Source organism: Arthrobacter phoenicis (assembly GCF_047238215.1).
GTDB lineage: Bacteria > Actinomycetota > Actinomycetes > Actinomycetales > Micrococcaceae > Arthrobacter.
The window spans coordinates 3,340,988-3,366,665 of sequence record NZ_JBDFMK010000001.1; the positions used below are offsets into that span (position 1 = coordinate 3,340,988).

Annotated in this window: 20 protein-coding genes; 15 read left to right on the forward strand and 5 right to left on the reverse strand. The window is 62.7% G+C overall.

Annotation, left to right across the window (positions count from 1 at the left end; translation table 11 throughout):
• Nucleotides 1–4 precede the first annotated feature (4 nt).
• The 15 genes from ABC337_RS15820 to ABC337_RS15890 all read left to right on the forward strand — a co-directional run bounded on the left by ABC337_RS15820 (nt 5) and on the right by ABC337_RS15890 (nt 19,604).
• Nucleotides 5–736 (forward strand): DUF1365 domain-containing protein, encoded by a 732-nt coding sequence (locus ABC337_RS15820; protein WP_412883148.1) that lies wholly within the window; start codon nt 5–7, stop codon nt 734–736.
• Nucleotides 733–2,148, forward strand: a complete 1,416-nt coding sequence (locus tag ABC337_RS15825; RefSeq protein WP_412883147.1) for a class I SAM-dependent methyltransferase — start codon at nt 733–735, stop codon at nt 2,146–2,148. The genes ABC337_RS15820 and ABC337_RS15825 overlap by 4 nt, the downstream gene beginning before the upstream one ends.
• Complete coding sequence (locus ABC337_RS15830; protein ID WP_412883146.1) at nt 2,145–3,392, forward strand: class I SAM-dependent methyltransferase; 1,248 nt, start codon at nt 2,145–2,147, stop codon at nt 3,390–3,392. The genes ABC337_RS15825 and ABC337_RS15830 overlap by 4 nt, the downstream gene beginning before the upstream one ends.
• 544 nt (nt 3,393–3,936) lie before the next feature.
• Nucleotides 3,937–4,182 carry a glutaredoxin-like protein NrdH gene (nrdH, locus tag ABC337_RS15835; protein ID WP_120949950.1) on the forward strand — a complete coding sequence of 82 codons (246 nt, stop codon included), beginning with the start codon at nt 3,937–3,939 and terminating at the stop codon, nt 4,180–4,182.
• Between the two features lie 40 nt (nt 4,183–4,222).
• Complete coding sequence (nrdI, locus tag ABC337_RS15840) at nt 4,223–4,720, forward strand: class Ib ribonucleoside-diphosphate reductase assembly flavoprotein NrdI (RefSeq protein ID WP_412883145.1); 498 nt, start codon at nt 4,223–4,225, stop codon at nt 4,718–4,720.
• A 50-nt stretch (nt 4,721–4,770) separates the two neighbouring features.
• Complete coding sequence (nrdE, locus tag ABC337_RS15845; RefSeq protein ID WP_412893309.1) at nt 4,771–6,891, forward strand: class 1b ribonucleoside-diphosphate reductase subunit alpha; 2,121 nt, start codon at nt 4,771–4,773, stop codon at nt 6,889–6,891.
• Nucleotides 6,892–6,983: 92 nt separating this feature from the next.
• Entirely contained in the window at nt 6,984–7,958 is a 975-nt protein-coding gene (gene nrdF / locus ABC337_RS15850) for a class 1b ribonucleoside-diphosphate reductase subunit beta (RefSeq protein WP_290257638.1), read from the forward strand.
• 371 nt (nt 7,959–8,329) lie between these two features.
• Nucleotides 8,330–9,136: an SMODS-associated NUDIX domain-containing protein gene (locus tag ABC337_RS15855; RefSeq protein WP_412883144.1), complete on the forward strand. Its 807-nt coding sequence runs from the start codon at nt 8,330–8,332 to the stop codon at nt 9,134–9,136.
• Nucleotides 9,137–9,193: 57 nt separating this feature from the next.
• A complete protein-coding gene (locus ABC337_RS15860) occupies nt 9,194–10,534 on the forward strand; it encodes an SMODS domain-containing nucleotidyltransferase (RefSeq protein ID WP_412883143.1) in 1,341 nt (446 codons plus the stop codon).
• Between the two features lie 170 nt (nt 10,535–10,704).
• On the forward strand, nt 10,705–12,174 hold the full coding sequence (locus ABC337_RS15865) for a type I restriction-modification system subunit M (RefSeq protein WP_412883142.1): 1,470 nt from the start codon (nt 10,705–10,707) through the stop codon (nt 12,172–12,174).
• Nucleotides 12,175–12,224: 50 nt separating this feature from the next.
• Nucleotides 12,225–13,400 carry a restriction endonuclease subunit S gene (locus ABC337_RS15870; protein ID WP_412893310.1) on the forward strand — a complete coding sequence of 392 codons (1,176 nt, stop codon included), beginning with the start codon at nt 12,225–12,227 and terminating at the stop codon, nt 13,398–13,400.
• Complete coding sequence (locus ABC337_RS15875) at nt 13,400–14,335, forward strand: restriction endonuclease (protein WP_412883140.1); 936 nt, start codon at nt 13,400–13,402, stop codon at nt 14,333–14,335. The genes ABC337_RS15870 and ABC337_RS15875 overlap by 1 nt, the downstream gene beginning before the upstream one ends.
• A 119-nt stretch (nt 14,336–14,454) precedes the next feature.
• The gene (locus ABC337_RS15880) at nt 14,455–17,880 is read left to right on the forward strand and encodes a DEAD/DEAH box helicase family protein (RefSeq protein WP_412883139.1); all 3,426 of its coding nucleotides are present in this window, start codon (nt 14,455–14,457) and stop codon (nt 17,878–17,880) included.
• 50 nt (nt 17,881–17,930) lie between these two features.
• On the forward strand, nt 17,931–18,674 hold the full coding sequence (locus tag ABC337_RS15885; protein ID WP_412883138.1) for a hypothetical protein: 744 nt from the start codon (nt 17,931–17,933) through the stop codon (nt 18,672–18,674).
• A gap of 252 nt (nt 18,675–18,926) precedes the next feature.
• Nucleotides 18,927–19,604 (forward strand): DUF6308 family protein, encoded by a 678-nt coding sequence (locus ABC337_RS15890; RefSeq protein WP_412883137.1) that lies wholly within the window; start codon nt 18,927–18,929, stop codon nt 19,602–19,604.
• A 517-nt stretch (nt 19,605–20,121) separates the two neighbouring features.
• Here the strand turns inward: ABC337_RS15890 and ABC337_RS15895 are convergent.
• The 5 genes from ABC337_RS15895 to rlmN form a co-directional block, all read right to left on the reverse strand.
• Nucleotides 20,122–20,823, reverse strand: a complete 702-nt coding sequence (locus ABC337_RS15895; protein WP_412883136.1) for a DUF4230 domain-containing protein — start codon at nt 20,821–20,823, stop codon at nt 20,122–20,124.
• Nucleotides 20,824–20,852: 29 nt separating this feature from the next.
• Entirely contained in the window at nt 20,853–21,980 is a 1,128-nt protein-coding gene (locus tag ABC337_RS15900; protein ID WP_412883135.1) for an EcsC family protein, read from the reverse strand.
• Between the two features lie 193 nt (nt 21,981–22,173).
• Nucleotides 22,174–22,686: a hypothetical protein gene (locus tag ABC337_RS15905; RefSeq protein WP_412883134.1), complete on the reverse strand. Its 513-nt coding sequence runs from the start codon at nt 22,684–22,686 to the stop codon at nt 22,174–22,176.
• A gap of 89 nt (nt 22,687–22,775) precedes the next feature.
• Nucleotides 22,776–24,260 carry an HNH endonuclease signature motif containing protein gene (locus ABC337_RS15910; protein ID WP_412883133.1) on the reverse strand — a complete coding sequence of 495 codons (1,485 nt, stop codon included), beginning with the start codon at nt 24,258–24,260 and terminating at the stop codon, nt 22,776–22,778.
• Nucleotides 24,261–24,320: 60 nt separating this feature from the next.
• Complete coding sequence (gene rlmN, locus ABC337_RS15915) at nt 24,321–25,565, reverse strand: dual-specificity RNA methyltransferase RlmN (protein ID WP_412883132.1); 1,245 nt, start codon at nt 25,563–25,565, stop codon at nt 24,321–24,323.
• Between the last annotated feature and the right edge of the window lie 113 nt (nt 25,566–25,678).

Below are 25,678 nucleotides of genomic sequence, written 5' to 3' on the forward strand. Positions count from 1 at the left end.
TCCTGTGAACAGCGGCGCCGCCATCTACCGGACGTCCATTTCGCACGTCCGGCGCACCCCGCTGCACAACGCCTTCACCTATCGAAGCTACAGCTGGTACGTCGACGTCGATGCCCTCCCGGTGCTGCCCCGGCCGCTCCGGCCGCTGGCGGGTTTCACCGCCGCGGACCACCTGGGTGATCCGGACGGGACGCTGCGCGGCAACGTCGAACGCTACCTCGCCACCCAGGGCATCGACCTGGGCGGCGGCCGGATCACCATGCTGGCCAGTGCCCGCGTCTTCGGCCACGTGTTCAACCCCCTGAGCCTGTTCTGGTGCCACGACGCCGCCGGGGAGCTGCGCTGCGTCGTCGCCGAGGTGCACAACACCTACGGGGAGCGGCACTGCTACCTGCTGGAGACCGACGGCGCCGGCCGGGCCACCGTGCCGAAGGCGTTCTACGTCTCACCGTTCAACGACGTCGACGGCCGGTACCGGATGAAGGTCCCCGAACCCGGCGACCGGCTGGCGGTCTCGATCGTCCTGGAACGTGAGGGGCAGAAGCCCTTCATCGCCACCATGGACGGCACCCGCAGCCCGGCCACCACCGCCAACATCCTCGCCGCGGCGATCGCCGTCCCGCTGGCCCCGTTGCGGGTCGCGGCGCAGATCCGCTGGCAGGGCATCAAACTTTGGGCACGACGCCTGCCCATCATCAAAAGACCACACCACCCCTCACAGGAGGCAGTCCAGTGACCATGACCGAAGCGACCGGATCCCCGCAGGGATCCCAGGAACGCGACTTCGCTCCGGCCCCCGCCGGATCCCCGGTGCCGTACACCGTGCCCCAGGCACCCGCCGCCGTCGACGCCGCCATCTGGCCGAGCATCGCCACAGTCCCTGCCGGGATCAAGGCCAAGGTGGCCGGCCGCGTGGCCGACGCCATCTTCCGGACCGCCGTGCAGCGGCTCCCCCTGGAGGTCCGCTACCCGGACGGCACCGTCCTGGGCGAGGCCGGCCAGGGTCACCCGGTGATGACCATGCACCGCCCCGACGACTTCGCGGCCCGCCTGGGCGACGGCGGACTGATCGGCCTGGGCGAGTCCTACATGGCCGGCGACTGGGACGCCGATGACCTCACCGCCGTGATGGAGGTCTTCGCCGCCCGCGTCGGAAAGCTGGTGCCCGAACCGCTGCAGAAACTGCGAGGACTCTACCTGCCCCGCACGCCCCGGACCGAGAAGAACACCGAGCAGAACACCCGCTCGAACATCTCCCGGCACTACGACCTCTCGAACGACCTGTTCGCCACCTTCCTGGACAGCACCATGACCTACTCCAGTGCGCTGTTCCCCGAAAGCGGCGACGCGCTGCGCGCCGTGGTCTGGGAGGATCTCGCCGCGGCACAGAATGCCAAGATCGACCGGCTGCTGGACAAAGCCGGCGTCACCGCCGGCACCCGGGTCCTGGAGATCGGCACCGGCTGGGGTGAACTGGCCCTGCGCGCGGCCGCCCGGGGCGCCACCGTCTACTCCGTCACGCTCTCCAGCGAACAGCAGGAACTGGCCCGCAAACGGGTCGCCGAGGCCGGGTACGCCGACGCCGTCACCATCGACCTCAAGGACTACCGCGCCGTGCAGGGGCAGTACGACGCGATTGTCTCCGTCGAGATGATCGAGGCCGTGGGCTACGAGTACTGGGCAACCTACTTCAAGACCATCGAACGGGTCCTGGCGCCCGGCGGCAAGGTGGCCATCCAGGCCATCACCATCGGCCACGACCGGCTGATCGCCACCCGCACCAGCTACACCTGGGTGCACAAGTACATCTTCCCGGGCGGCGTGATCCCGTCGGTCCGCGCCATCGAGGAGATCACCGAGAAGCAGACCGGCCTCCGGGTCCGGGAACGCCTCGCCATGGGCGAGCACTACGCGCAGACCCTGCGCCTCTGGGAGGAGCGGTTCATGGCCCGCGGCGGCGACGTCCGCGCTCTGGGCTTCGACGAGATCTTCCAGCGGATGTGGCTGTTCTACCTCTGCTACTCGCGGGCCGGCTTCGAGACGGGATACCTGAACGTGCAGCAGATCGTGCTGGACAAGGTCTCCACCCGGGCCTCCGCCAAGGCCGCCGCCACCCAGGCCTCTGCTAACGAGCGGGGCACCAAGTGAGCGGGGGACTCGCGGGTACCATCGCCGAGGTCCTGCGACCGGTGGTGGGCGGCGAACTGCCCGTCCGGCTGGTCGTCTGGGACGGCAGCGAGGCCGGTCCGGCCGGCGCCCCGACGGTGCGGCTGAACTCGCCCGCCGCGATCAGGCGCCTGCTCTGGGCGCCCGGGGAGCTGGGCGCCGCGCAGGCCTACGTCACCGGCGAACTCGACCTCGATGGCGACCTCAACTCGGCCCTTGCCCACATCTGGAAAGTGGTCCGGGACCGCAACCTCGCCGGCATCCGCCCCACCCCGGCCCTGCTGGCCGGCGTGGCCAGGATCGCCAAGGAAGCCGGCGCCCTCGGCACCCCGCCCGAGCCGCCGGCCAGCCAGGCCAAGGTCAAGGGCCGGCTGCACAGCCTGCTCCGGGACCGCGCCGCCATCAGCCACCACTACGACCTCAGCAACGACTACTACGAGCTGATCCTCGACCCGCAGATGGCCTACTCCAGCGGGTACTGGACCAACCACCTTGAGGACAGCCACGCCGCCGAGGGCTACGGGCTGGAGGACGCGCAGCGGGACAAGCTGGACCTGGTCTGCCGCAAGATCGGCCTCAAGCCCGGCATGCGGATGCTGGACATCGGCTGCGGCTGGGGTTCGCTGAGCCTGCACGCGGCCCAGCACTACGGCGTCGACGTCGTGGGCGTCACCCTCTCCGTGGAGCAGAAGGCGTTCATCGACCGCCGGATCAAGGAGCGCGGGCTCGAGGGTCGCGTCGACATCCGCGTCCAGGACTACCGGGAAATCCCGGACGGCCCGTTCGACGCCGTCGCCTCCCTGGAAATGGGCGAGCACGTGGGCCAGAAGAACTACCCGGTCTACGCGGCCGCGCTGTTCAACAACGTCAAGCCCGGCGGCAAGGTCCTGATCCAGCAGATGTCCCGCCACGGCAAGCACCCCGGCGGCGGCCCCTTCATCGAATCTTTCATTGCCCCGGACATGCACATGCGGCCGGTGGGGGAGACGCTGGGCTTCCTGGAGGACGCCGGCCTGGAGATCGAGGGCGTCCAGGGCATGCGCCGGCACTACGTCTACACCCTGGAGGCCTGGTACGCGCGGTTCGAGGAGAACCACGACGCCGCCGTCGCCATGATGGGCGAGGAGATCGTCCGCGTCTGGCGGCTCTACCTGGTGGGCGCGCTGCGCAGCTTTGCCGAGGGCCGGATGGGCGTGGACCAGATCCTCAGCAGCCGCCCCGAGTAGGGGCGCTCCACACGAAACACAGAAGGCGGTCACCGGAGGGTGGCCGCCTTCTGTCGTGTCTGCCACCCAGGGGCGTGCCGTCACCCACTCCGGGACGTGCCGTCCCACACGGGAGCCCGTGGCCCCGCCCACAGGAGCGCGTGCCGTCACCCACACGTGCCCGTGCCGCGGAGCACTACATGTTGTGCCGCCGCCCACTCAGGGCCACCAAAGCCGCGCCCCGCGACACGCCGTAAATGTGCGACACGCGGGGTGGTTAATTGTGGCTAACTAGTCCACAGGGTGTGGACGGGACCGCAGAAAAACCCGCGAATCCGGACATTTTGAGACCCTCCGCTTGTGGATTAACGGTGGGTTAAATGACATACTTGTAATACATCATCTTGGGGTCCGCGCCGGGCTCTTGCACTACATGTAGTATCGACATACAGTTCGAGCGGAGCGGTTACAGGCCGCGAGGCGAGGCGGGTTCCGGGACGCGAAAGCAGTCCCGGGCAGGCCCCACCGGACCCGAACCACAGACTTCAACTAAGGGGACCAGGACATGACCGTTACGGTTTACACGAAGCCGGCCTGCGTGCAGTGCAACGCAACCTACCGCGCGCTCGATAAGAAGGGCATCGCCTACCAGAGCGTCGACATCTCCCAGGATGCTGAGGCCCTCGAGCGACTCAAGTCCCTGGGCTACATGCAGGCCCCGGTCGTCGTGACCGACCAGGACCACTGGTCCGGCTTCCGTCCGGACAAGATCGAGGAACTGGCCCAGGCCTCCGCCGTCGCGGTTGCCTAAAAGCCTTCCCACAGCAGCACCATCGGATGAGGTGACGACCATGGCCGCACCGGCAACCGCCGGGCCGCCGCTGGCAGCGGCGACCGTGGACTCAGCCACGGACGCAAAGCCGGTACGGACCACCGGCAGCCACCTCATCTACTTCTCCTCCACTTCGGAAAACACCCGCCGCTTCGTCCGGAAGCTCGGCCTCGACGCCGCCCGCATTCCGCTCCTGGCGAGGGAACCGGCGCTCGTGGCCACCGAGCCCTATGTCCTGGTGGTTCCCACCTACGGCGGGACCGGGGGAGAAGGATCCGTTCCGAAGCAGGTCATCCGCTTTCTGAACGACCCGAGGAACCGGCAACAGCTCCGTGGAGTGATCGGGGCGGGCAACACGAATTTCGGGGACAACTACTGCATGGCCGGCGACATCATCGCCGCCAAATGCAACGTCCCGCACCTATATCGATTCGAACTCATGGGGACGCCGGAAGACGTCGGCCGAGTACAACAAGGATTGGAAGAATTTTGGACACGACTGTCGCAGACGAAGTGACCGGGGCTCACGCCGTCGAAAAGCACACCGTGGCGGGCGAGAAGCCGGCGCTGCCGGCCGCCTACCAGGGCCTGGGCTACCACGAGCTCAACGCCATGCTGAACCTCTACGGCCCGAACGGCGAGATCCAGTTCGAAGCCGACCGCGAGGCCGCCCACCAGTACTTCCTGCAGCACGTGAACAACAACACCGTGTTCTTCCACGACCTTGAGGAAAAGCTCGACTACCTGGTGAAGAACGAGTACTACGAGCGGGAAACCCTCGACCAGTACACGATGAACTTCATCCGCGACCTGTTCAACCGCGCCTACAAGAAGAAGTTCCGCTTCGAGACCTTCCTCGGCGCGTTCAAGTTCTACACCTCCTACACGCTGAAGACGTTCGACGGAAAGCGTTTCCTGGAGCGCTACGAGGACCGCGTCTGCATGGTGGCCCTGCACCTGGCCCGCGGCGACGAGCAGCTGGCCACCCAGATGGTCGACGAAATCATCGAGGGCCGCTTCCAGCCGGCCACCCCGACGTTCCTGAACGCCGGCAAGAAGCAGCGTGGCGAGCTGGTCTCCTGCTTCCTGCTCCGCATCGAGGACAACATGGAGTCGATCGGCCGCTCCATCAACTCCGCACTGCAGCTGTCCAAGCGCGGCGGCGGCGTGGCGTTCGCCCTCACCAACATCCGCGAGGTGGGCGCCCCGATCAAGCAGATCGAGAACCAGTCCTCCGGCGTCATCCCCGTGATGAAGCTCCTCGAAGACAGCTTCTCCTACGCCAACCAGCTCGGTGCCCGCCAGGGTGCCGGTGCCGTGTACCTGCACGCGCACCACCCGGACATCTACCGCTTCCTCGACACCAAGCGCGAGAACGCCGACGAGAAGATCCGCATCAAGACCCTCTCCCTCGGCGTCGTGATCCCGGATATCACCTTCGAGCTCGCCAAGCGGGACGAGGACATGTACCTGTTCTCCCCGTACGACGTCGAAAAGGTCTACGGCATGCCGTTCTCGGACGTCTCGGTCACCGAGAAGTACTACGAGATGGTGGACGACTCCCGGATCAAGAAGACCAAGATCAAGGCGCGCGAGTTCTTCCAGACCCTCGCCGAGATCCAGTTCGAATCCGGCTACCCGTACATCATGTTCGAGGACACCGTGAACCGGGAAAACCCGATCGACGGCAAGATCATCATGTCCAACCTGTGCTCCGAGATCCTCCAGGTCTCCCAGCCCACGACGTACCACGATGACCTGTCCTACGACACCACCGGCAAGGACATTTCCTGCAACCTGGGCTCGCTGAACATCGCGAAGACCATGGACTCGCCGGACTTCGGCCTGACCATCGAGACGGCCATCCGGTCCCTCTCCGCGGTCTCCGACATGTCCAACATCACCTCGGTGCCCTCGATCGCCCGCGGCAACGACCAGAGCCACGCGATCGGCCTCGGCCAGATGAACCTGCACGGCTACCTGGCCCGCGAGCGGGTCCACTACGGCTCCGAAGAGGGCCTGGACTTCACGAACATCTACTTCTACACGGTGCTGTTCCACGCGGTCCGCGCCTCCAACAAGCTGTCCATCCAGACCGGCCAGACCTTCGGCGGCTTCGAGAAGTCCAAGTACGCCTCGGGCGAGTTCTTCGAGAAGTACATCAACCGCGAGTGGGTCCCGGAGACGGCGAAGGTTGCGGAGCTGTTCCAGAACATCCACATCCCCACCCAGGATGACTGGCGCGAGCTGAAGGCTTCCGTCATGGAGCACGGCATCTACAACCAGAACCTGCAGGCCGTCCCGCCGACCGGTTCGATCTCCTACATCAACAACTCCACCTCCTCGATCCACCCGGTGGCGTCCAAGATTGAGATCCGCAAGGAAGGCAAGCTGGGCCGCGTGTACTACCCGGCGCCGTACCTGACGAACGACAACCTGGAGTACTACCAGGACGCGTACGAGATCGGCTACGAGAAGGTCATCGACACCTACGCCGCCGCCACGCAGCACGTGGACCAGGGCCTGTCCCTGACGCTGTTCTTCAAGGACACCGCCACCACGCGTGACATCAACAAGGCCCAGATCTACGCCTGGAAGAAGGGCATCAAGACCATCTACTACATCCGTCTCCGCCAGCTCGCGCTGGAAGGGACCGAGGTAGAGGGCTGCGTCTCCTGCATGCTCTAGCCTCCGGCTGAGACATGCGAGTACGACGGCGGGCGCCCGCCCGCCGTCGTACGCTTTAACTTAGAGAACCAACCCAACATTGAGGGGATGACATGACCGAGAAGGTCAAGCTGCTGAGCCACGTCGAGGCGATCAACTGGAACCGTATCCAGGACGACAAGGACGTGGATGTCTGGAACCGCCTGGTCAACAACTTCTGGCTGCCGGAGAAGGTGCCGCTGTCCAACGACGTCCAGTCGTGGAACACCCTGACGCCGGCCGAGCAGCAGCTCACCATGCGGGTGTTCACCGGCCTGACCCTGCTGGACACCATTCAGGGCACCGTCGGCGCCGTCTCGCTGATCCCGGACGCGGTCACCCCGCACGAGGAAGCCGTCTACACGAACATCGCGTTCATGGAGTCCGTGCACGCCAAGAGCTACTCCTCGATCTTCTCCACGCTGGCCTCCACCAAGGAGATCGACGAGGCGTTCCGCTGGTCCACCGAGAACGAGAACCTTCAGAAGAAGGCCCAGATCGTCATGGACTACTACCAGGGCGACGACCCGCTGAAGCGCAAGGTGGCCTCCACCCTGCTGGAGAGCTTCCTGTTCTACTCCGGCTTCTACCTGCCGATGTACTGGTCCTCGCGGGCCAAGCTGACGAACACGGCCGACCTGATCCGCCTGATCATCCGCGACGAGGCCGTCCACGGTTACTACATCGGCTACAAGTTCCAGAAGGGCCTGGAGAAGGTCTCCGAGGAGAAGCGCCAGGAGATCAAGGATTACACCTTCGAGCTGCTGTTCGAGCTGTACGAGAACGAGGTCCAGTACACGCACGACCTGTACGACGGCGTCGGCCTGGCCGAGGACGTCAAGAAGTTCCTGCACTACAACGCCAACAAGGCCCTGATGAACCTCGGCTACGAGGCCATGTTCCCGGCTTCCGTCACGGACGTGAACCCGGCAATCCTCTCGGCCCTGTCGCCGAACGCCGACGAGAACCACGACTTCTTCTCCGGGTCGGGTTCGTCGTACGTCATTGGCAAGGCTGTTAATACCGAGGATGAGGACTGGGACTTCTAGGGTCCCTCGTTTTTAGATGTGAGACTCCGATCTAACTGAGCAATTTTGCAGCATCTGAGCAAAAACATCCTCGTATCTGAGCATTGCTCAGTTCGTGCTTGAGTCTACGTACGATCGCCGGAGCTTGTTGACGGTTGCCGGCTAGACGGCGGAACGGCCCAAAGCACTTGGTGAAGCCTCGGTATTTTGCCGATACGAGCGCTCGGCCTTAGTTGCTGGACGTGCAACTGAGGCCGAGCGGTCTTCGGCTCCGATCGGTGCTGGACCCCCATTTGCCACCTTCACGCTGGAACCGCCGTTGATCGGATGAAGCTACGTCCCATCGAAACGGCCCATCAACTTATCGACTACTGCTTTTGAGGAGTCTTAGCGTGGCTCGCCTGTTTGCCTATTTTATCGGTTTGGTAGTTTCGACAATCTGGATGTTGAATTCCGATCCGGACAAAGGATTCTTTGCAGTTTCAAGCGGCCTCGCGATCGGCTTCGCAATACCGTTGTTGGACGCCAGCATTACCAACTTTCGATTTCTGAAGGTCGCTTGGTACGCCCTCCGCACCTGGAAAGACCGTGTCCGTATCTCTGCGTCCTACCTCTATCGCATTAACGTTGATGGCGACTACTTACTCGTAAAGGGACATAGGTTCGACCAGTATCAGCCCGTCGGGGGTGTCTACAAGACCCATACGTCATCGTCAGGCAAACTACGGGACATGAACGTCCTGAACGACAAGTTGTTGGTCCCAGACGCGGTAAGTGAGGGCGACCTGCGGGTGCGCGTCCCGGGCAAACATCTAGTTTCGTTCGTACGGTGGTTCGAAGCAGAACGCGGACGTGAGACCGACTGCTGGCGCGAGTTCCACGAGGAACTCGTTGCTACTGGCATTTTGCCCCAAGAGCTATTTCGGCTCATCAAATACGACCGAATCGAACGTCTCTACCGCCCGATGAAGTACAGCCCCCAGGCAAAGAGCCAAGAACTGCTGATCGCCGATGTTGTCGAGCTCCTCCCAACGCCTGACCAGCTGGCTGCGCTACGTCAGCTGAAGAGCACTTCAGACTCTCGGATTCTCTGGGCTGAAGAAGACCAAATCCGACGAAGGGGAGCAGCAGACGGCGCAGCCAGCCAGACAACCCAGATAGCCCAGACGGCAGAGTGGACTATTGATGCCGCTGTCTGAAGTCAACGGGCTGTACTTGGCTACTGGGCCTCTGAACTTCTCCAGGAGGACAAAAACATGAGTCAGTCCAGTGATTTCAAAGTGTTTCTCAAGGACAAGGTCAATTTGAACCAAAGCAGGTTAAACCTGCTGTCTCAACGCGTGACGGCCATCGAAAATTTCCTATCGCACGATGAGGTCTTTGGTGAGTATGTAAATGAAGTGATCCCGCAAGGCTCCTACGGGCACGGCACCATCATCAAGCCTGTGGGTAACAAAGAATTCGACGCAGACGTGTTAGTCCCGATGGATGCAGTCGAAGGCTGGAATCCCAGCGACTACGTGCAGAAGTTGTACGAGGCGTTTGGGCGCAGCGCATCTTACAAGTCAATGCGTTCGCGCAAGAAGCGCTGCGTGACAATTGACTATGCAGGCGACTTTCATGTCGACGTGGTCCCATTTGTGAACCGGTACGGCACGGCCTACGTCACCAATAGGAACACCGACCAGTTCGAACCGGCTGCCCCTGACGAATTCACCGAGTGGCTAGAGGGAAAGAACAGAATTACCAACGGGAACCTTGTCAAAGTCGTCCGACTCCTGAAGTACCTACGCGACCACAAAACCCGCTTCGCGATCCCGTCGGTCACGCTGACAGCCGCGCTGGCTCACCACGTCAGCGAGAGTACGAGAATCATCGACGCGGACGCGTACAGAAACGTCGCTAATACGCTCCGAACACTTTCCGCGGCCTTGGCTACCCAACTCGCCGGGTACCCCGACGACGCCCCCTGCATCATCGATCCCGGCACTGGTCGGAATCTGGCTGATCGGTGGCAAAGCCACAACTACCGGACCTTCCGGACCCGATTCGCTTCATATGCTGAAAAAATCGGTGACGCCTGCGATGAGTACGACTACAGCAAGGCAGTGAAAATCTGGCAAGATCTGTTCGGATGTAACTTCGGCGCGATCGCTGAGTCCGCCAGCCTTACGGCGGGGGCCTCCAGTAGGTCGCTAGTGCCGGCATCTGAGCGTTTCCTGGACCGAGATTTCGACATCCCTGAAGCACTCAACCCGGCCTATCGCTTCAAAACCGTCGGCTACGTTGTCCCCGGGAGGGGCTTCCGGGACGGCCCGTTGCCGCGGCGAGGTGACAGGGTCGGGAAGCGCCGATCCTTGAGGTTCAAGATTGAAAAATCGAACATACCTGAGCCATATGACGTGTACTGGAAGATTCGGAACTACGGCGAGGAAGCGGAGAGGGCCAACTCTCTGAGAGGGGACATCCAGAAGGACAGCGGCGCGCGTAGTTGGAACGAGACGACCTCCTATACGGGGTACCACTATGTCGAAGCAATGATCGTCAAGAACGGCACTTGCGTCGCAAAGAGTCGCCAGAATGTCATTGTCGCCTGAGCACGAACCGCCGGTATTGTCAGCGCTGAGATCCAATGCGCTAACCCGCGTAAAGCTGGTTAGCAGGTGCCGCGGCACGGATCGCCTCCACGCGGACGCCCCGGGTTGTCGGGCTCTTCGCCAGGGCCGACTAAACTCGAACGGTGATAACCGGCGAAATCAAATCTCAAGTGGACAAGGTCTGGAACGCGTTCTGGACCGGCGGAATCTCCAACCCGTTGGAGGTCATCGAGCAGATCACGTATCTGCTCTTCCTCAAGCGGCTCGACGAGAACCAGACCCGCGCCGAGAACAAGGCCAATCGCACGGGCAAGCCTGTCGAAAACGCTGTCTTCCCCGCGGGTCTGGATGAAAAGGGCCGCTCCTACCAGGACTTCCGCTGGAGCAAGTTCAAGAACTTCTCCCGTGATGAGATGTACACGGTCTTCGCCGAGCACATCTTCCCATTCCTGCGCACGGGGCTGGTCCAGCAGGCCAATGGCGAGGAGTCCTCCTACGCCCAGCACATGAAGGACGCCCGCTTCACCATCCCCAACGCCGGGCTGTTGGAAAAAGTCGTCGACATCATCGATGAAATCCCCATGGACGAGCGCGACACCAAGGGCGACCTCTACGAATATATGCTCGGCAAAATCGCCTCCGCCGGCACCAACGGCCAGTTCCGCACGCCCCGCCACATCATCGATCTGATGGTGAAGATGAGCGCACCCCAGCCACTCGAGGCAATCTGCGACCCGGCCGCTGGCACCGCCGGGTTCCTGGTCCAGGCAGGTGAGTACCTCCGGCAGCAGAACCCGAACCTGCTGACCAGTCCGGAGCTGAGCCGGTTCTTCCACCACAGCCAGTTCCACGGCTACGACTTTGATAGCACCATGCTGCGCATCGGCTCGATGAACATGCTCCTCCACGGGGTGGAAAACCCGGACATCACCTACCGTGATTCTCTGGCCGACCTGCACGGGACCGAGGAGGAAAAATACGACGTCATCCTCGCCAACCCGCCCTTCGCCGGGAGCCTGGACTACGAGAACGTCGCCAAGGACCTGCTCTCCCTGGTCAAGACCAAAAAGACCGAGCTGCTCTTCCTAGCCCTGTTCTTGAGGCTGCTCAAGCCTGGCGGCCGGGCTGCGGTGATCGTGCCCGACGGTGTGATGTTCGGCTCGTCCACGGCGCACAAGGCGCTGCGGAAGATGCTGATCGAGGACCACAAGCTCGACGGCGTGGTCAAACTCCCCTCCGGTGTTTTCAAGCCATATGCCGGGGTTTCCACCGCGATCCTGTTCTTCACCAAGACCAACTCCGGCGGGACCGACAATGTCTGGTTCTACGACGTAACCTCAGACGGGTTCAGTCTCGACGACAAGCGCACCCCGCTGGAAGCATCAGACCTCGACGACGTTCTGGCCCGCTGGCAGCAGCGTGCGACGACGGAGGCCGACCGAGCGCGCACCGACCAGTCTTTCCTCGTCCCCAAGGCTGAGATTGCCGAGAACGGCTACGACCTCTCACTCAACAGGTACAAAGAAGTTCAGCACGAAGGGATCGTCCACAAGGAGCCGGCCGAGATCATCGCGACCTTGGAATCCATTGAATCCGAGATCGCTCAGGGTCTGGCAGAACTGAAAGAACTCCTGAAGTGACGACGCTAAGCGAAGCTCTTCGGTCCGTCGCCTCGGGCGAGGTAGAGCATGTGATGCTCAGTTCGGTCGCGCGCATCGTTTCCGGGGGCACACCGAAAACCGGGGAAGCCAGTTTCTGGAACGGCGACGTTCCATGGGCGACACCCAAAGACCTCAGTGGTCTGGAGTCTGTGGAAATTCGTTCCACCCCCCGGTTAATCACGGAAGCCGGACTACGAAACAGTAGCGCTGAGTTACTCCCCGAGAACTCAGTTCTTTTTAGTTCGCGGGCGCCTATTGGCCTTCTTGCTATCAACACAACTCCCATGGCCACAAATCAGGGCTTCAAGAGCTTTGTCCCGGACCCAGAAAGACTGGACAGCCGCTACCTCTACCGGTGGCTCGAAGCGAACCGGGCAAGGCTTCAAAACATGGGTGTCGGGGCGACGTTCAAAGAAGTTTCCAAGGCCATCGTCTCTCGCCTATTAATCCCCCTTCCTAGCCTGGATGAGCAGCGGCGGATTGCGGCCATCCTGGACAAGGCCGATGAGCTCCGCACCAAACGACGGAAAGCCTTGGCCGACCTTGACACTCTGACGCAATCCATCTTCGATTCGATGTTCGGCGACCCCGTGCAGAATGAGCAAGGCTGGGACTGGCACCCCGTTTCCGACTTCATTTCTGATGCTACGGGTGGGAAGAACATCGTCGGATCAGCCGATGAAGAGGGCGGGTATCGCGTTCTGAAGATCAGCGCAGTTACGTCGCTTCGGTTTAATCCCGCTGAGACGAAGCCATTGCCAGCAGGATATGTCCCGCCGGATCAGCACCTTCTCCGCAAGGGCGACCTGCTGTTCAGCCGCGCCAACACGACTGAGCTTGTTGGCGCGACCGCGTTGGTCCGTGAAGCGCCTGAGAGGGTTTCGCTGCCCGACAAGATCTGGCGTCTGGAGCCTGACCGGAAAATGCCGACGGATCCTCGTTTCGTCGAGGCACTCTTCCAACATAAGACTTTCCGAGCCAAGATCTCCGCCCTCGCCTCCGGATCCAGCGGTTCAATGAAAAACATCTCCAAGCCGAAACTATTCAGCATCCACACTGGAATGCCACCATTCGAACTTCAATTAGCCTTCGGCAACCGAGTCGAAACCACCACGCGTCTCCAGAACTCCGGTCGAAGACAACTGGCTGAACTTGATACTCTCTTTGCGTCTCTGCAGGATCGTGCCTTCCGAGGGGAACTCTGATGATTGAAGCCAACTCTGACGTTCTGGACTCAGAGGTTCCGATCTGGCCGCTATTCGTATCCCATGTACTCGGAGTTCTGAACACCGGCGAAACGCTGCACCGCCGCGACATCGTTAGCCGCGCTATTGACTCGGCGGGCCTGTCGGAGGCAGCTCGTTTCGAGACGCTGAACACCGGTGGCCTTCGATCCGAGCAGCGCCTCGGCTGGGCTATCAGTAATCTCCTCAAAGCCGGGTGGATCGAGCGGCCTGTACGGGCCAACTACCGCATCACTGAGGCAGGTCGGGAGTGGCTTTCCAGCCACCCCGAAGGGATCAGCGACTTTTCCACGGCACGGACGCTGTTCTCACCCTTCTGGCCACAGTCCGATGCCCGAAAGCCGATGATGTCCGTCGTTGACGAGACTCTCGTGGCGGATATTGACCCGATCGAACAGATCGAATCCGGAATCAACCGCATCCACTCCGACGTCGGTGACGCACTCCTCACACGTCTGCGGGAGAGTCACCCCGATTTCTTCGAACAAGCCGTTGTCGATCTGCTCCTCAAGATGGGCTACGGCGGAGCCGAGCAGCGTGGAAAGCGTATCGGAGGCAGCAATGACGGCGGCGTCGACGGGGTCATCGACCAGGACGCGCTGGGCCTCGACCGCATCTACGTGCAGGCCAAGCGGTACGCCGATGGCAACACTGTGGGCCGTGAAGCTATTCAGGCCTTCGTCGGGGCGCTCCACGGCGTCGGCGCCTCGCGCGGCGTTTTCATCACCACCAGCGCTTTCACGTCCGGCGCACGGGATTACGTAAATGCGGTTCCGTCGCGGGTCATCCTGATCGACGGCGCCCGACTCGTGGGGCTGATGATCAAGTACCGGGTGGGAGTCCAAGTGAAGCAGAGCTACGACATTGTCGAGCTCGACGAGGACTTCTTTGAGTAGTTCCATCCCATGGAACCCGTCTCGCGTTGCCGCGGATTTGAGTTGGAACCGGTGTCGCCCGGCCATCGGCCGGGCAGCACCATCTAGGCTCCAGAGAGAAGAACAACAGAGGAGTGGCATTGGGGGATGTAAACAGCAACTTCGCTGTACTGCAGGCCGAGTGGCCGGGTATAGCGAAAGAAGCGCGGCTGGCCGAGCTATACGCGCGGAAGGACCCTCGGTCTTCACTGCTGTACGCGCGGCGGTCCGTCGAAGCGCTACTAGCCTGGCTGTACGACGCTGATGACTCCCTGACGTTGCCCTACAAGAGCGATCTCAACGGCCTGATGTCGGAGCCGACGTTCAAGCGGCTCGCGGGCGAGACGATCCTCAGCAAGTTCCACCTCATCCGCAAGGTGGCGAACAGCGCCATCCACACCAACGCTGCCATCACCGTTCAGCATTCTGAGCAGACTCTTCGGGAACTCTTCCACGTCTGCATCTGGCTGGCGCTTCGCTACACCCGGGATCCTGCCAACCGCCCGCCCCCAACTGTTTCATTCAACGGACAGTTCCTCAGCCCGATCCCGAAGCCGGGCGTTCCGGTGCCTGTTGAGAAGCCCCGCACTGCGGACCAGACGGCCAAACTCGCCGAAGAACTGGCGGTCAAGGACGCGGCGCTGGCCGCCCAGAAGCAGGACAACGAGCAACTGCACGCCCAGCTTGAGGCCCTGCGCGCACAGATCGCCCGGGCGAAGGAGGAAAACCAGAAGCTCCCGGACGGCCACGACTACTCCGAAGCGGAAACCCGGGTATACATCGACCTGTACCTGGGCGAAGCCGGATGGGCACTGGACAAGGCCGAGGACCGCGAATTCGAAGTCCACCACATGCCCACCCACGCCGGCCCCGCCACCGGAACCGGGTTCGTGGACTACGTCCTTTGGGGAGCCGACGGCAAGCCACTGGCCGTCGTCGAAGCCAAACGGTCATCTAAGTCACCGTACGAGGGCCAGCAGCAGGCCAAGCTCTACGCCGACGCGCTGGAGACGGAGAAGGGCCAGCGCCCGGTCATTTACTACAGCAACGGCTACGAATACTGGATCTGGGACGACGCCTCAGGGTATCCGCCCCGTCCTGTCCAGGGCTTCCACACCCGGGACCAGCTCCAGCTCATGGTCGACCGCCGCACTACCCGGAAACCCCTGGCGACGGCGCCAATCAACACCGAGATCGCAGGCCGCAGCTACCAGCAGGCCGCCATTCGCGCCGTCACCGACGCCTTGGAAACGGACAAGGAACGCAAGGCGCTGCTGGTGATGGCGACCGGCTCCGGCAAGACGCGCACTGTTGTCGCGCTCTCCAGCCTGCTGATGCAGGCTAACTGGGCCAAACGCGTCCTGTTCCTGGCCGACCGCGTCGCCCTGGTCGACCAGGCAGCCCGCGCCTTCAAGACCAATCTCCCCGGATCGTCCCCGGTGGTGCTGGGCCGCGATGTGGAGGCGGACAGCCGCATCCACATCGCCACCTATCCGACGATGATGAACCTGATCAACGAACGGACGGATGACGGCACAGTCCTGAAGCAGCGGTTCGGGATCGGCCACTATGACCTGATCATCATCGATGAGGCCCACCGTTCCGTGTACCAGAAATACCGGGCCATCTTTGAGTACTTTGATGCGTATCTGGTGGGCCTGACAGCCACGCCGCAGTCCGAGGTGGACCGCAACACTTACTCCCTGTTCGACATCGAGGACCACGTCCCCACGTTCGCTTACGAGTTGACGGAGGCCATCTCCGACGGCTACCTCGTCCCGCCCCGGACCGTTTCCATTCCGCTGAAGTTCCCGGTCGAAGGAATCCGCTACGAGGAACTCTCGGAGGAGGAAAAGGAGGAGTGGGACTCCGCTGAATGGGATGAGGACGGGGAGATCCCCGACGCCGTGGATCCGGCCATCCTGAACACCTGGCTGTTCAACGCCAACACTGTGGACAAGGCTCTCGAGGTGCTGATGACCCGAGGGCACAAGGTCGCCGGGGGGGACCGGCTCGGCAAGACGATCATCTTCGCCAAGAACATGAAGCATGCCGAATTCATCGCCGAGCGGTTCAACATCAACTTCCCCCAGTACGGGGGAACTTTCGCGAAGGTCATCACCCATAGCGTCAACTACGTCTCTACCCTGATCGATGCCTTCGCCCGTTCCGAGGACAGTCCGCACATCGCCGTGTCCGTGGACATGCTGGATACCGGGATTGACGTGCCCGAAGTGGTCAACCTGCTCTTTTTCAAGGTGGTGCGTTCCAAGACAAAGTTTTGGCAGATGGTGGGCAGGGGTACCCGGCTCAGGCCTGAGCTGTACGGACCCGGCGAGGACAAGCAGGACTTCTTCATTTTCGACGTTTGCCAGAACATTGAATACTTCAACACCGAGCTGCCGGGGTCTGAAGGGTCCCTAGGCCAGTCTTTGGCGCACCGCAGCTTCGCCGTCCGGGCACAGCTCCTGGCCGAAGCCCGCACGGCCGGACTCGACGGCGACTTCGTGCCGGCACTTCAAGCCGGCCTGGTGGGGCAGGTGGCGGGGATGCCTCGGGAAAACTTCCTGGTACGCCCGCAGTTGCAGTGGGTGGAGAAGTTCTCGTCGCCCGCCTCGTGGGGCACCATTGGCACGCAGGATCTGACGGACCTGCAGACCAAGCTGGCCCCCTTGGCGACGCTGGCTTCCGCTGCCGATACGGAGGAAGCCAAACGCTTCGACCTGCTGATGTATCAGGCGCAGTTGGCTTCTCTGACCTCTGCGGCCGCCGTCGAGCCGTACCGCAAGAAGATTGTCGAGATTGCCTCCGCCCTGCAGGATCAGCCGAACATCCCCGCCATCGCCGCCCAGATGCTTCTGATCCAGTCGATTCTGGAGGGAGGGGAATGGGGCCAGGTCTCGCCGCAGTGGCTTGAGCTGATCCGCGTGCGGCTCCGGGGGCTGGTGCACCTGATCGAGAAGAAGCGCCGCAAGGTGGTCTACACGAACTTCGAAGACACCCTCGGCGAGATCGTGGAAGGCGAGCTGAAGGGGACCCTGACCGGATCCGTAGATCTGACCCGGTACCGCGAGAAGGCCCGGATGTACCTCCAGGGCTTCCTGGACCACATGGCCATCCATCGCCTGCGCCGCGGGCTGCCTCTGACGGAGACTGATCTGGCTGAACTTGAGCGCATGCTGATTGAGAGCGGTGCGGGTTCGCCTGAGGAACTTGAAGCGGCCACTGAGCAGGCTGAGGGTCTGGGGCTGTTTGTCAGGTCCCTGGTGGGGATGGACCGTCAGGCGGCGTTGGATTCCCTGTCCGAGTTCGTGGGGGACAAAACCCTCAACGCCAACCAGCTGCACTTCGTTAACATGATCGTCCAGCAACTCACCGAGAACGGCGTCGTGGACGTCGGCGCTCTATACGAGTCTCCCTACAGCGACGCTGCGCCTTCGGGGCCGGAAAGCTTGTTCCCGGAGGCGGATGTGGATCTGCTGGCTGAGGCGCTGAATCGAGTACGCGTTTCGGCGATGGTGGGGTAAGCCGGCGGTCACGGTCAGGTCTGCAATCGACGAGTTGAAAAGGAATCTGTGTGGAAGCCGTGCCGGGTATTGCCATGTCGATGGTCGGAAAGCTGCTTGAGGAAGTCTCGTGGGAACACGCGACCAGTTACCGTCAGGGCGGCCGGGGCCGGGAGAACGTGCTGAGCGCAGAAGTCATGATGGCGCTCGATTTCCTTCCCCGCGACCGCTTCCTCGGTGCGGCAATTCGTGCCGCCCAGGGCGCAGACCACGCCAGGAATGTCCTGGCCAAAGAGATCGAAGAAGCCGAACTTCGATTCCTGCCAGGGGATATGACGCTCGCCCCGAACCGGCCAGGCACTGACCAGCTCGTGGTGCAGCCAGACGCTCTCATCACTTCTCTGGGCTCGTTTGTCCTCGTTGAGGCCAAACGCGTTCGAACGAGTTCATTCCAGCCGGAGCAGCTGGCCAGGGAATATGTGGCAACGATGGCGCACGCCGGGACGCGCACTCCTTTGATTCTGCTGCTGGGTGCGGAACCTCCGGTTCTGGTTCGAGGCCGTGGCCGAATGAGCCTCGAAGACGCCATTTCCGCCGAACTTGAGTCAGTACTACTGCGCGCTAACAACGAGCAGCTGGCGTTGGAAGGGCTGGTTGAACGGATCCACGATGTCTTCTGCTGGATTACCTGGTCGGAACTGTCGGCCGTGATCGGCCGCCAGGCTGCCGGCTTCTCGACGACCGAGCCGTCCGTGAATGCTTCCGTCCAGCGCCTGGCTAAATCCCTACGCTCGTCGATTGCCTGGCACGCGTAAATGGCTGCGGAGTCCACGGGACCATACACGCCAACGGCGGTGACGGTATCTACCGGGGAGATTGTCTCCCCGTGCGCCACCAGGTCGAAATCAGCGTGAATTCCTGCTTCGGCGTCTCCGGGTCGGCTAACGTCCGGTGTGTGCACGGTGTTGCCCTGCAAGTGTCGAGACAGAGTTGCGCCTCGGCGCTCCTCAAGGCCCAAAGCGGCGAGCCGAAACTCCGGCGGCTCAGGCGCCCGTTACCGTGGCCCTATGACGACACTTCGAGTTGGCGGTCTCACCGTCCCTTATGAGCAGGCCGAGAACTGGGCCACGGACTATCTGGTGAACCATCCGGGCGGTTCCGGATACCCCGCCTACGACACATATGAGGGGGCCGGGAAGGAAAGGATCGACGTCGGGCAGGCGGACCTCTTGGCAATCGCTTTGCTGAATGTCTCTAGGAACCCGATACCTACGTACTATGCCCTTGAAGCCCTCATACCAAAGCTGAACGAGCACCTCGAGGGCATCGAATTCGACCTGCCGCTGGAGGAGGCGGGCTCGGACACCTTGGACGCCGTCGCAAAGCTTTTCAGTGTCCTCGACCCCAAGCGTCCGAAATGGGTCAGGATGACGAAGGTCGCCAAGGTGCTCGCAAGGAAGCGGCCTGGACTCATCCCGATCTATGACAAGTACGTGTCTTACTGCTACACGGACTGCGCGGATGCCCCGGTCCCACCGGTGAAGGGGCGGAGCTGGGAATCATACAGCCGGTCTTGGCTTCAAGCCGTCCAGAAAGACCTCACCGGCCAGTTGGACCATTGGCAAGCTCTGGCGGCAATCGCTCCCGGCGAGAAGATCTCAGCCTTGAGGGCGTTGGACATCGTCGCATGGCGGGCCGGCCAGCAAGGGTTTCGGAAGGACGCCGCAGTGGAATCCGATAGTTAGCCGAGCGGATCTTGCTGGGGACTGCACAGGCGATGCCGACCGCTTCCTCGGGCGGAATCACTTATTTGACGGATCCCTGCACGCTGCCACGTGACAATGCACTGCAAAAGGGCCATTATCGCTGCGAGTCAAAGCCGAGGACCTGCGCGGCAAAGGGCTGGGTCTTGGGAGTCCGCGACGATGGCTCATTCGCCTCTGGGCGAAGCTAGTGAGCACATCCCGCCGAAGAACGGCACTTACCTGATCCTTGATGCCCTATGGTCAACCGAAGCCGGAAAGACCAGCGCTAACCCCCTGTACGTTTCGGCTAAGGACGCCAACGGACGTACGGGCGCAAGGATTCAGATTCCATAAGCAAATCCGACACCGGGGTCGTCTGGCTCCTCATAGAGAATTCGGCTGCAACGTAAATCGACCCCGCAAGGTGTGAGCCTTGCGGGGTCAATCTGTGAGGGACAGCCGATCACGTGAATCCATCGGCTCGACCCTGGGCGCTAGGTGTTCACCTACCGCCCTGCTACTTGCGGAAACTAACCTCGACTCCGAGACGGCCGCCCAAGCTGGAGAGGAACGCCCTTGCCTGCTCTGTAGCTTTCCCTCGGAGGTCGGACTCCGCGGCGGCTTCCGCAAACTTGGTCTCAGCCAGTTTGTAGAGCTTGGCCTGATCCGGAGCCGTAAACGAATCGGCGACCACGTCGAACAGTCCCCGGTCCTGCCTATAGGTGTACGACCGGTCAAAATTGACGTTGGGTTTGTCGAGTTGAGCTTCCGGCAAGTGGAGTGTCACGGCTTTACCATCCGGAGAGATGTAAAGGTCTCCCTCGGAGACAGAGGATAGATCTACGTAGGCGTCGACGGTTCCGGCTGCAACGAACAGTGTTCGCCGTCCTGCCAGGATGCTGGGCATCCCGGTCGTGCCTTCTTCGATGTCAATCACTTTCTCGAAGTTTCCAACGGCCCCCTCCAGCCGACTGACCTCCTGAATAGATTGGAGGAGCGTCGGTTGGCTGCGATCGATTGTGCGGGCTTGAAAAGGAAGTAGCCCCCAAAAACTTAGTGCCGCGACCACAGCGAGTGTGGTCAGTGCGCCAAGGACGAGCAGCAAAATGCCTTTGATCGGCCTGCCTCGGCGCCGTTGACTTTGTGGCGCCACGTCGTGTGACACCATTGATTCTTGATTTCCCATTTTTCCATTTTCATCGTACTGATTGGCGTGCATTGCGGGTTGCACGCCGATATTTCGGGAGGTCAGCGGAGGTCCGGACCGCCAGCCGCTGCCAGTTCATCCATCACACTAATGTCCTCGTCGGAGCCACTCGGGGAAGCGCCGGCATAGTTACCCTGTGCGGCCTCCGCCACCGTTTCAGCTAAGTGGGGATACTTCTCCAATAGGAATCGCTTCCTGTATTCGATGTCGGCGACATCGACTATAGATTCCAATGTGGCCCAGTTGAAGGTACCACCGAGGACGATTCCGGCGGCTGGCACCACTTTTCCGAGACCTTGCTTAGTAAGCCGAACCGTGAACTTTTCTGCGAACTTTTTCGACACATTTGCAACTACAGAGCCGTCAAGAAGCACAGCCCAGGACTTCCCACGGGCAAGCGATTGGGTGAGCCGCGAGACGTCCGCCATCGCAGCAGTTTTCGCGCTGGACGATAGGGCCGTCCCCGCGTTAACGACAGACATGACGAAAAGCTTTTCAGCTGGTTCTTCCGGATCGTAGCCGTAAAGCAGCGACACATGTCCGACGGAGCGTGAAGCGAGTCCAAGAACAACCGCTGCATCCCCAACCACCGCAGCGGCTATCACTCCTGCCGAAGGGGCCGCGGAGGCACCGGCCGTCACAGGGATGGCAAGCTCTCCGCCGGAAATCACTAGCCCCGCCGAAGCGCCGGACAGGGCTGCGGCAAGCGGATAGGCCCAGCTCATCGCCCGTCCCCGGACGGCATCGATTTGTTCAAGATCAAGTTTTCGGAGATCCATGAGTCGCGAGACTTCGTGCCCGCGCTTTTTATGCTTGGCAACTACCTGCTTCGGCGAGAGCCCGACCCGCGACACCCGCCCAGCAGTCTGCCTCATCGCGCCGAACGCCGAGTTACCCCAGTCGCCGATTCCATCTGGAATAGCGTCTTTCGCTTTACGCGCCCCCACGCTAATCTTTTGAGCACCTTTCGCCACTAGGGTTTGGCTCCGGGCGACAACGGATTCCGCGGTCGGATGGTCTTCCAGATACCTGCTGGCCCGCTGACCGAGTTCTTCAACACCTGCGGCTGCCTTTTCGCCTGCGTTTCGTGCGATTTGCGAAAGAGGGCGCCCTTTGAAGGCTTGAACATTGCGCCAAGCCTCGATTTCATACTCCGATGGTTCTGTCATGCCGCAAGTATGCCGCACCGTCAGCTGCGCTAACGTCCAGACCCGCTCTGCCCGAGCATTGTGAGTCAAAGTAGCTCGAGGGCCAGACGGATCTAACGCCGCTCCCACCCCTACGGGATGCAGAACGGCCCCGCATCTTTGTGCGGGGCCGTTCTGTATTGGGGGCGGGGTACCGGGGGATATCCGCGTCGGGTCAGCACTCGTCGATGATCTTTCCGACCACGCTGCCGACGGCGGCACCCAGGGCCGCCCCGCCAGCGCCACCGAAGTAACCTCCGATCACTCCACCCGCACCGGCCAGGGTGCCCTGCCAGTTACCTCCGGACTTCTTGTAGACCACCGTGGTTGAACCTCCGCCGCCGCCCTCGGAGACGTAGGATCCGACGGCCCCGGAAGCATAGGCCAGGGCGACCGGGCTGGCATTGCCCTTCATCATGAGTTCCTCGTACGCCTTCTTGACCTCGTGGTAGGCCTTGGAGGCGTCGTGCTTGCCTCCGGTGGCCTTGTGGCCGAGCTCGCAGATGTGGTTCAGGACTGGCAGTTCCGCCTCGGTGATGAAGTTCAGCTCGTGCAGTTTGCTGAGCACGATCTTGTCGGCCTTCAGGCGGTCGCCTTTGGCCTCGGCCATGATGCGCTTCACCTCCCTGGCCGCCGCGCTTTGCATCTCGTAGACGCCGATTCCGCTGAAGGATTCGATGCTGGACATTGGAATGCCCTCCTGATTGCTGGTTGAGGCGCAGGTCCGCGCAGTGGAAGTTTGCTCCCGTCGCGGAGGGATTGGAATAGCGAAAATGTTCAGAAGCCGGCAGCGTCCCCGAGGAGCGGAGAGCCGGAGGAGGCACCCAGTAGTGTCAGGGAATTCGGCCAGAGCGGCGGTTCCCAGTCCTGCTGCTCGCTCCGGTAGCGGCGTCCTGTGGGGGAGACCCATTGAGGCGGTTTCTGGGGCGTGGCGGGAGTCGGATGCCACGCCGTGGTGTGTCTGAGCCGGTGATGTTTCCGGCACGGCTGGCCGAGGTTGTTGATCCCCGTGGTGCCGCCCTTAGCCCACGACAGCAGGTGGTCTGCTTCAGTATCGAGGGAAAAGTTGTTACAGCCTGGGAAGGAGCACTTGGCGTCGCGCAGCCGAAGCCATTGCCGCATCGCCTTGGGTATCCGGTAGCTGGTGCGGCCGATTTCCAACGGCGCACCGTCCAGGGGATCCACCAGCACCCGGTAGAACGAGTCCGCCCCGTCCGCCACCAACCTCCGGGCAATCGAGGGTGGGATCGGTCCGAAGCCATCCAGCATTGCGGGTTCTTCGGTCTGGCCCAGCAGCGACAGCACCGGGACGGTGACCAGCACCTGCGCCCGCGGGACCGGTGCCCGGTCTATCGTGGACGTCGAGGCGGTCCCCTCAAGACCAGGTCCGGCAACGGCAGGGTCGCCGGAACGGTCGGCCAGCAGCAGAGTAGCGACCACATCCGCACGGAGCTGTGCCAGGGTTCGCTGCTCGTCCGGTCCCTGCAGGGCACGGGAGGCGGAGGTGAGCCGGTCGAAGATTCCGGCCGCTTCCACCGCTGGCAAATGCGCATTGAGCCAGGCCATGCCGTCGCGGTCGGGATGGAACTCCACCCGCCGGTCGGCCGCGCCGCGGATGTGCCGTGCCTCTATGCTGTCCGGATGATGCCGCTCGCGCCAGGTCTTGGCCTTTGCCCGGAACCGCCCGGGGACGAGGTCACCTGCGTAACAGCCGCGGGCCGGTGAGGAGTCGTCCCGGTCGAGGAAGTGACTCTCCAGAGCCGTGGCACCGGCGGGGGAGAGACTTGAGGCTTCGTCCACCATGATCCGGGCGTGCTGCCAGGAAACCTCACCGGCACTCAGCGCGCCCAGCGTCAGGGGAAGTGACGACGTCAGGGCCGAAGCTTCGGAGATCAGCGCCGCGGCAGACCGTTCACTGACTGTGAGGACGCCGGCAATTTCCGCGACGGTGCCCATCTCCCGTGCGGTGCATTCCTGAGGCGTCGCGGCAGGTCCGGCGAGCACATCCGTGAGCCGAACGTACTCGCCGGCCAGGTGCACCTTCAGCGCCGCGGTGCGGGATTCCAGGCGCGCAACTTCCGCGAGTCCATCCAGGCAGGTGTCGGCGAGCAGCCGGGCGGGATCGGCCTCGGGCCCAAGCGCAGGGCCGGCCACGGGGCAGGAGAGCAGCCGCTCAAGCGCGGCGGCGGACTCCGTCAGGGCCGCTACTGCCGCCCTGATGCCCGCGCTGGTGTCTGCGATGAAAGCCTCTCCGCTCTCCATACAAAAACACTAGAGCGGACCTCTGACATTATTGCTTGGCGGCGAACCGCCCGAAGGGGACTAGTCGTCAGCGGCGGCGAGCTGGCCGCAGGCTCCGTCGATTTCCTTGCCGCGGGTGTCTCGGAGCGTGCAGGGCACCCCGGCGGCGCGGAGCCGGGCGATGAATTCCTGGGCCACCGGCTTCTCCGAGGCCGTCCAGATGGAACCCGGGGTGGGATTCAGCGGGATCGGGTTGACGTGCACCCAGCCGCGGCCGCGCTGGTTCAGCTTCTTCGCCAGCAGGTCGGCACGCCACGGGTGGTCGTTCATGTCCTTGATCAGCGCATACTCGATGCTGACGCGGCGGCCGGTCTTGCGGTAGTACTCGTACGCGGCGTCGATCGCCTCATCGACCTTCCACCGGTTGTTCACCGGGATCAGCTCGTCGCGGAGCTCGTCGTCGGGCGCGTGCAGCGACAGCGCAAAGGTGACCGGAATGTCCTCGTCCGCCAGCTTGCGGATGGCCGGGACCAGGCCGACGGTGGAGACGGTGATGTTGCGGGCGGACATGCCCAAACCCTCGGGGGACGGGTCCACGAAGCGGTGCAGGGCCGCCATGACGCGTTTGTAGTTGGCCAGCGGCTCGCCCATGCCCATGAAGACGATGTTGGTGACGCGCTCGTCGTCGTGCTCCTTGGGACCCAGCTCGCCCGCCGCGATGGCCCGGTTGGCGGCGACCACCTGATCCACGATCTCCGCGGTGGACATGTTGCGGGTCAGCCCCGCCTGCCCGGTGGCGCAGAACGGGCAGTTCATGCCGCAACCGGCCTGCGAGGACACGCAGAGCGTGATCCGGCCGGGGTAGCGCATCAGCACGGACTCGACCAGGGCGCCGTCGAACAGCCGCCAGAGGAACTTGATGGTGTCCCCGTTGTCGGTGCGGAGGCGGCGGACCTCGGTCAGCAGCGGCGGGAACATCTCGGCCACGAGCTCCTCGCGGCCGGCCTTGGGCAGATCGCTCATCGCTTCCGGATCCGTGGTCCAGTGCTGGAAATAGTGCGTGGAGAGCTGCTTCGCGCGGAACGCGGGCACGCCCTTCTCCTTGAGCTTCTCGGCGCGCTCATCCAAGGTCAGGTCAGCGAGGTGCGTCGGCGGCTGCTTCACCCGCGGCGAGGCAAACTGGAGGACCGGCCGGCCCTCCGAGGTGCGTGCCTGCTCCCAGCCTTCCGCCGTGGGGCGGACCTGCGGGCGGGCGCTGCCGACGGCGTCGCCGCCCTTCGCGCGGGTTCGGTCGGGGGCGTCGGAGGGGGAAGTTGAGGAAGTCATCCTTCCCATTGTCCCACGCCGGCGTACCACACGCTAAGCGCGGGGATGCCCGGCGGCCGGGTGCGGCACCGGCAGGCCGCGCCCTGTGCCGCGCCCGGTGCGTCGCGGACGAT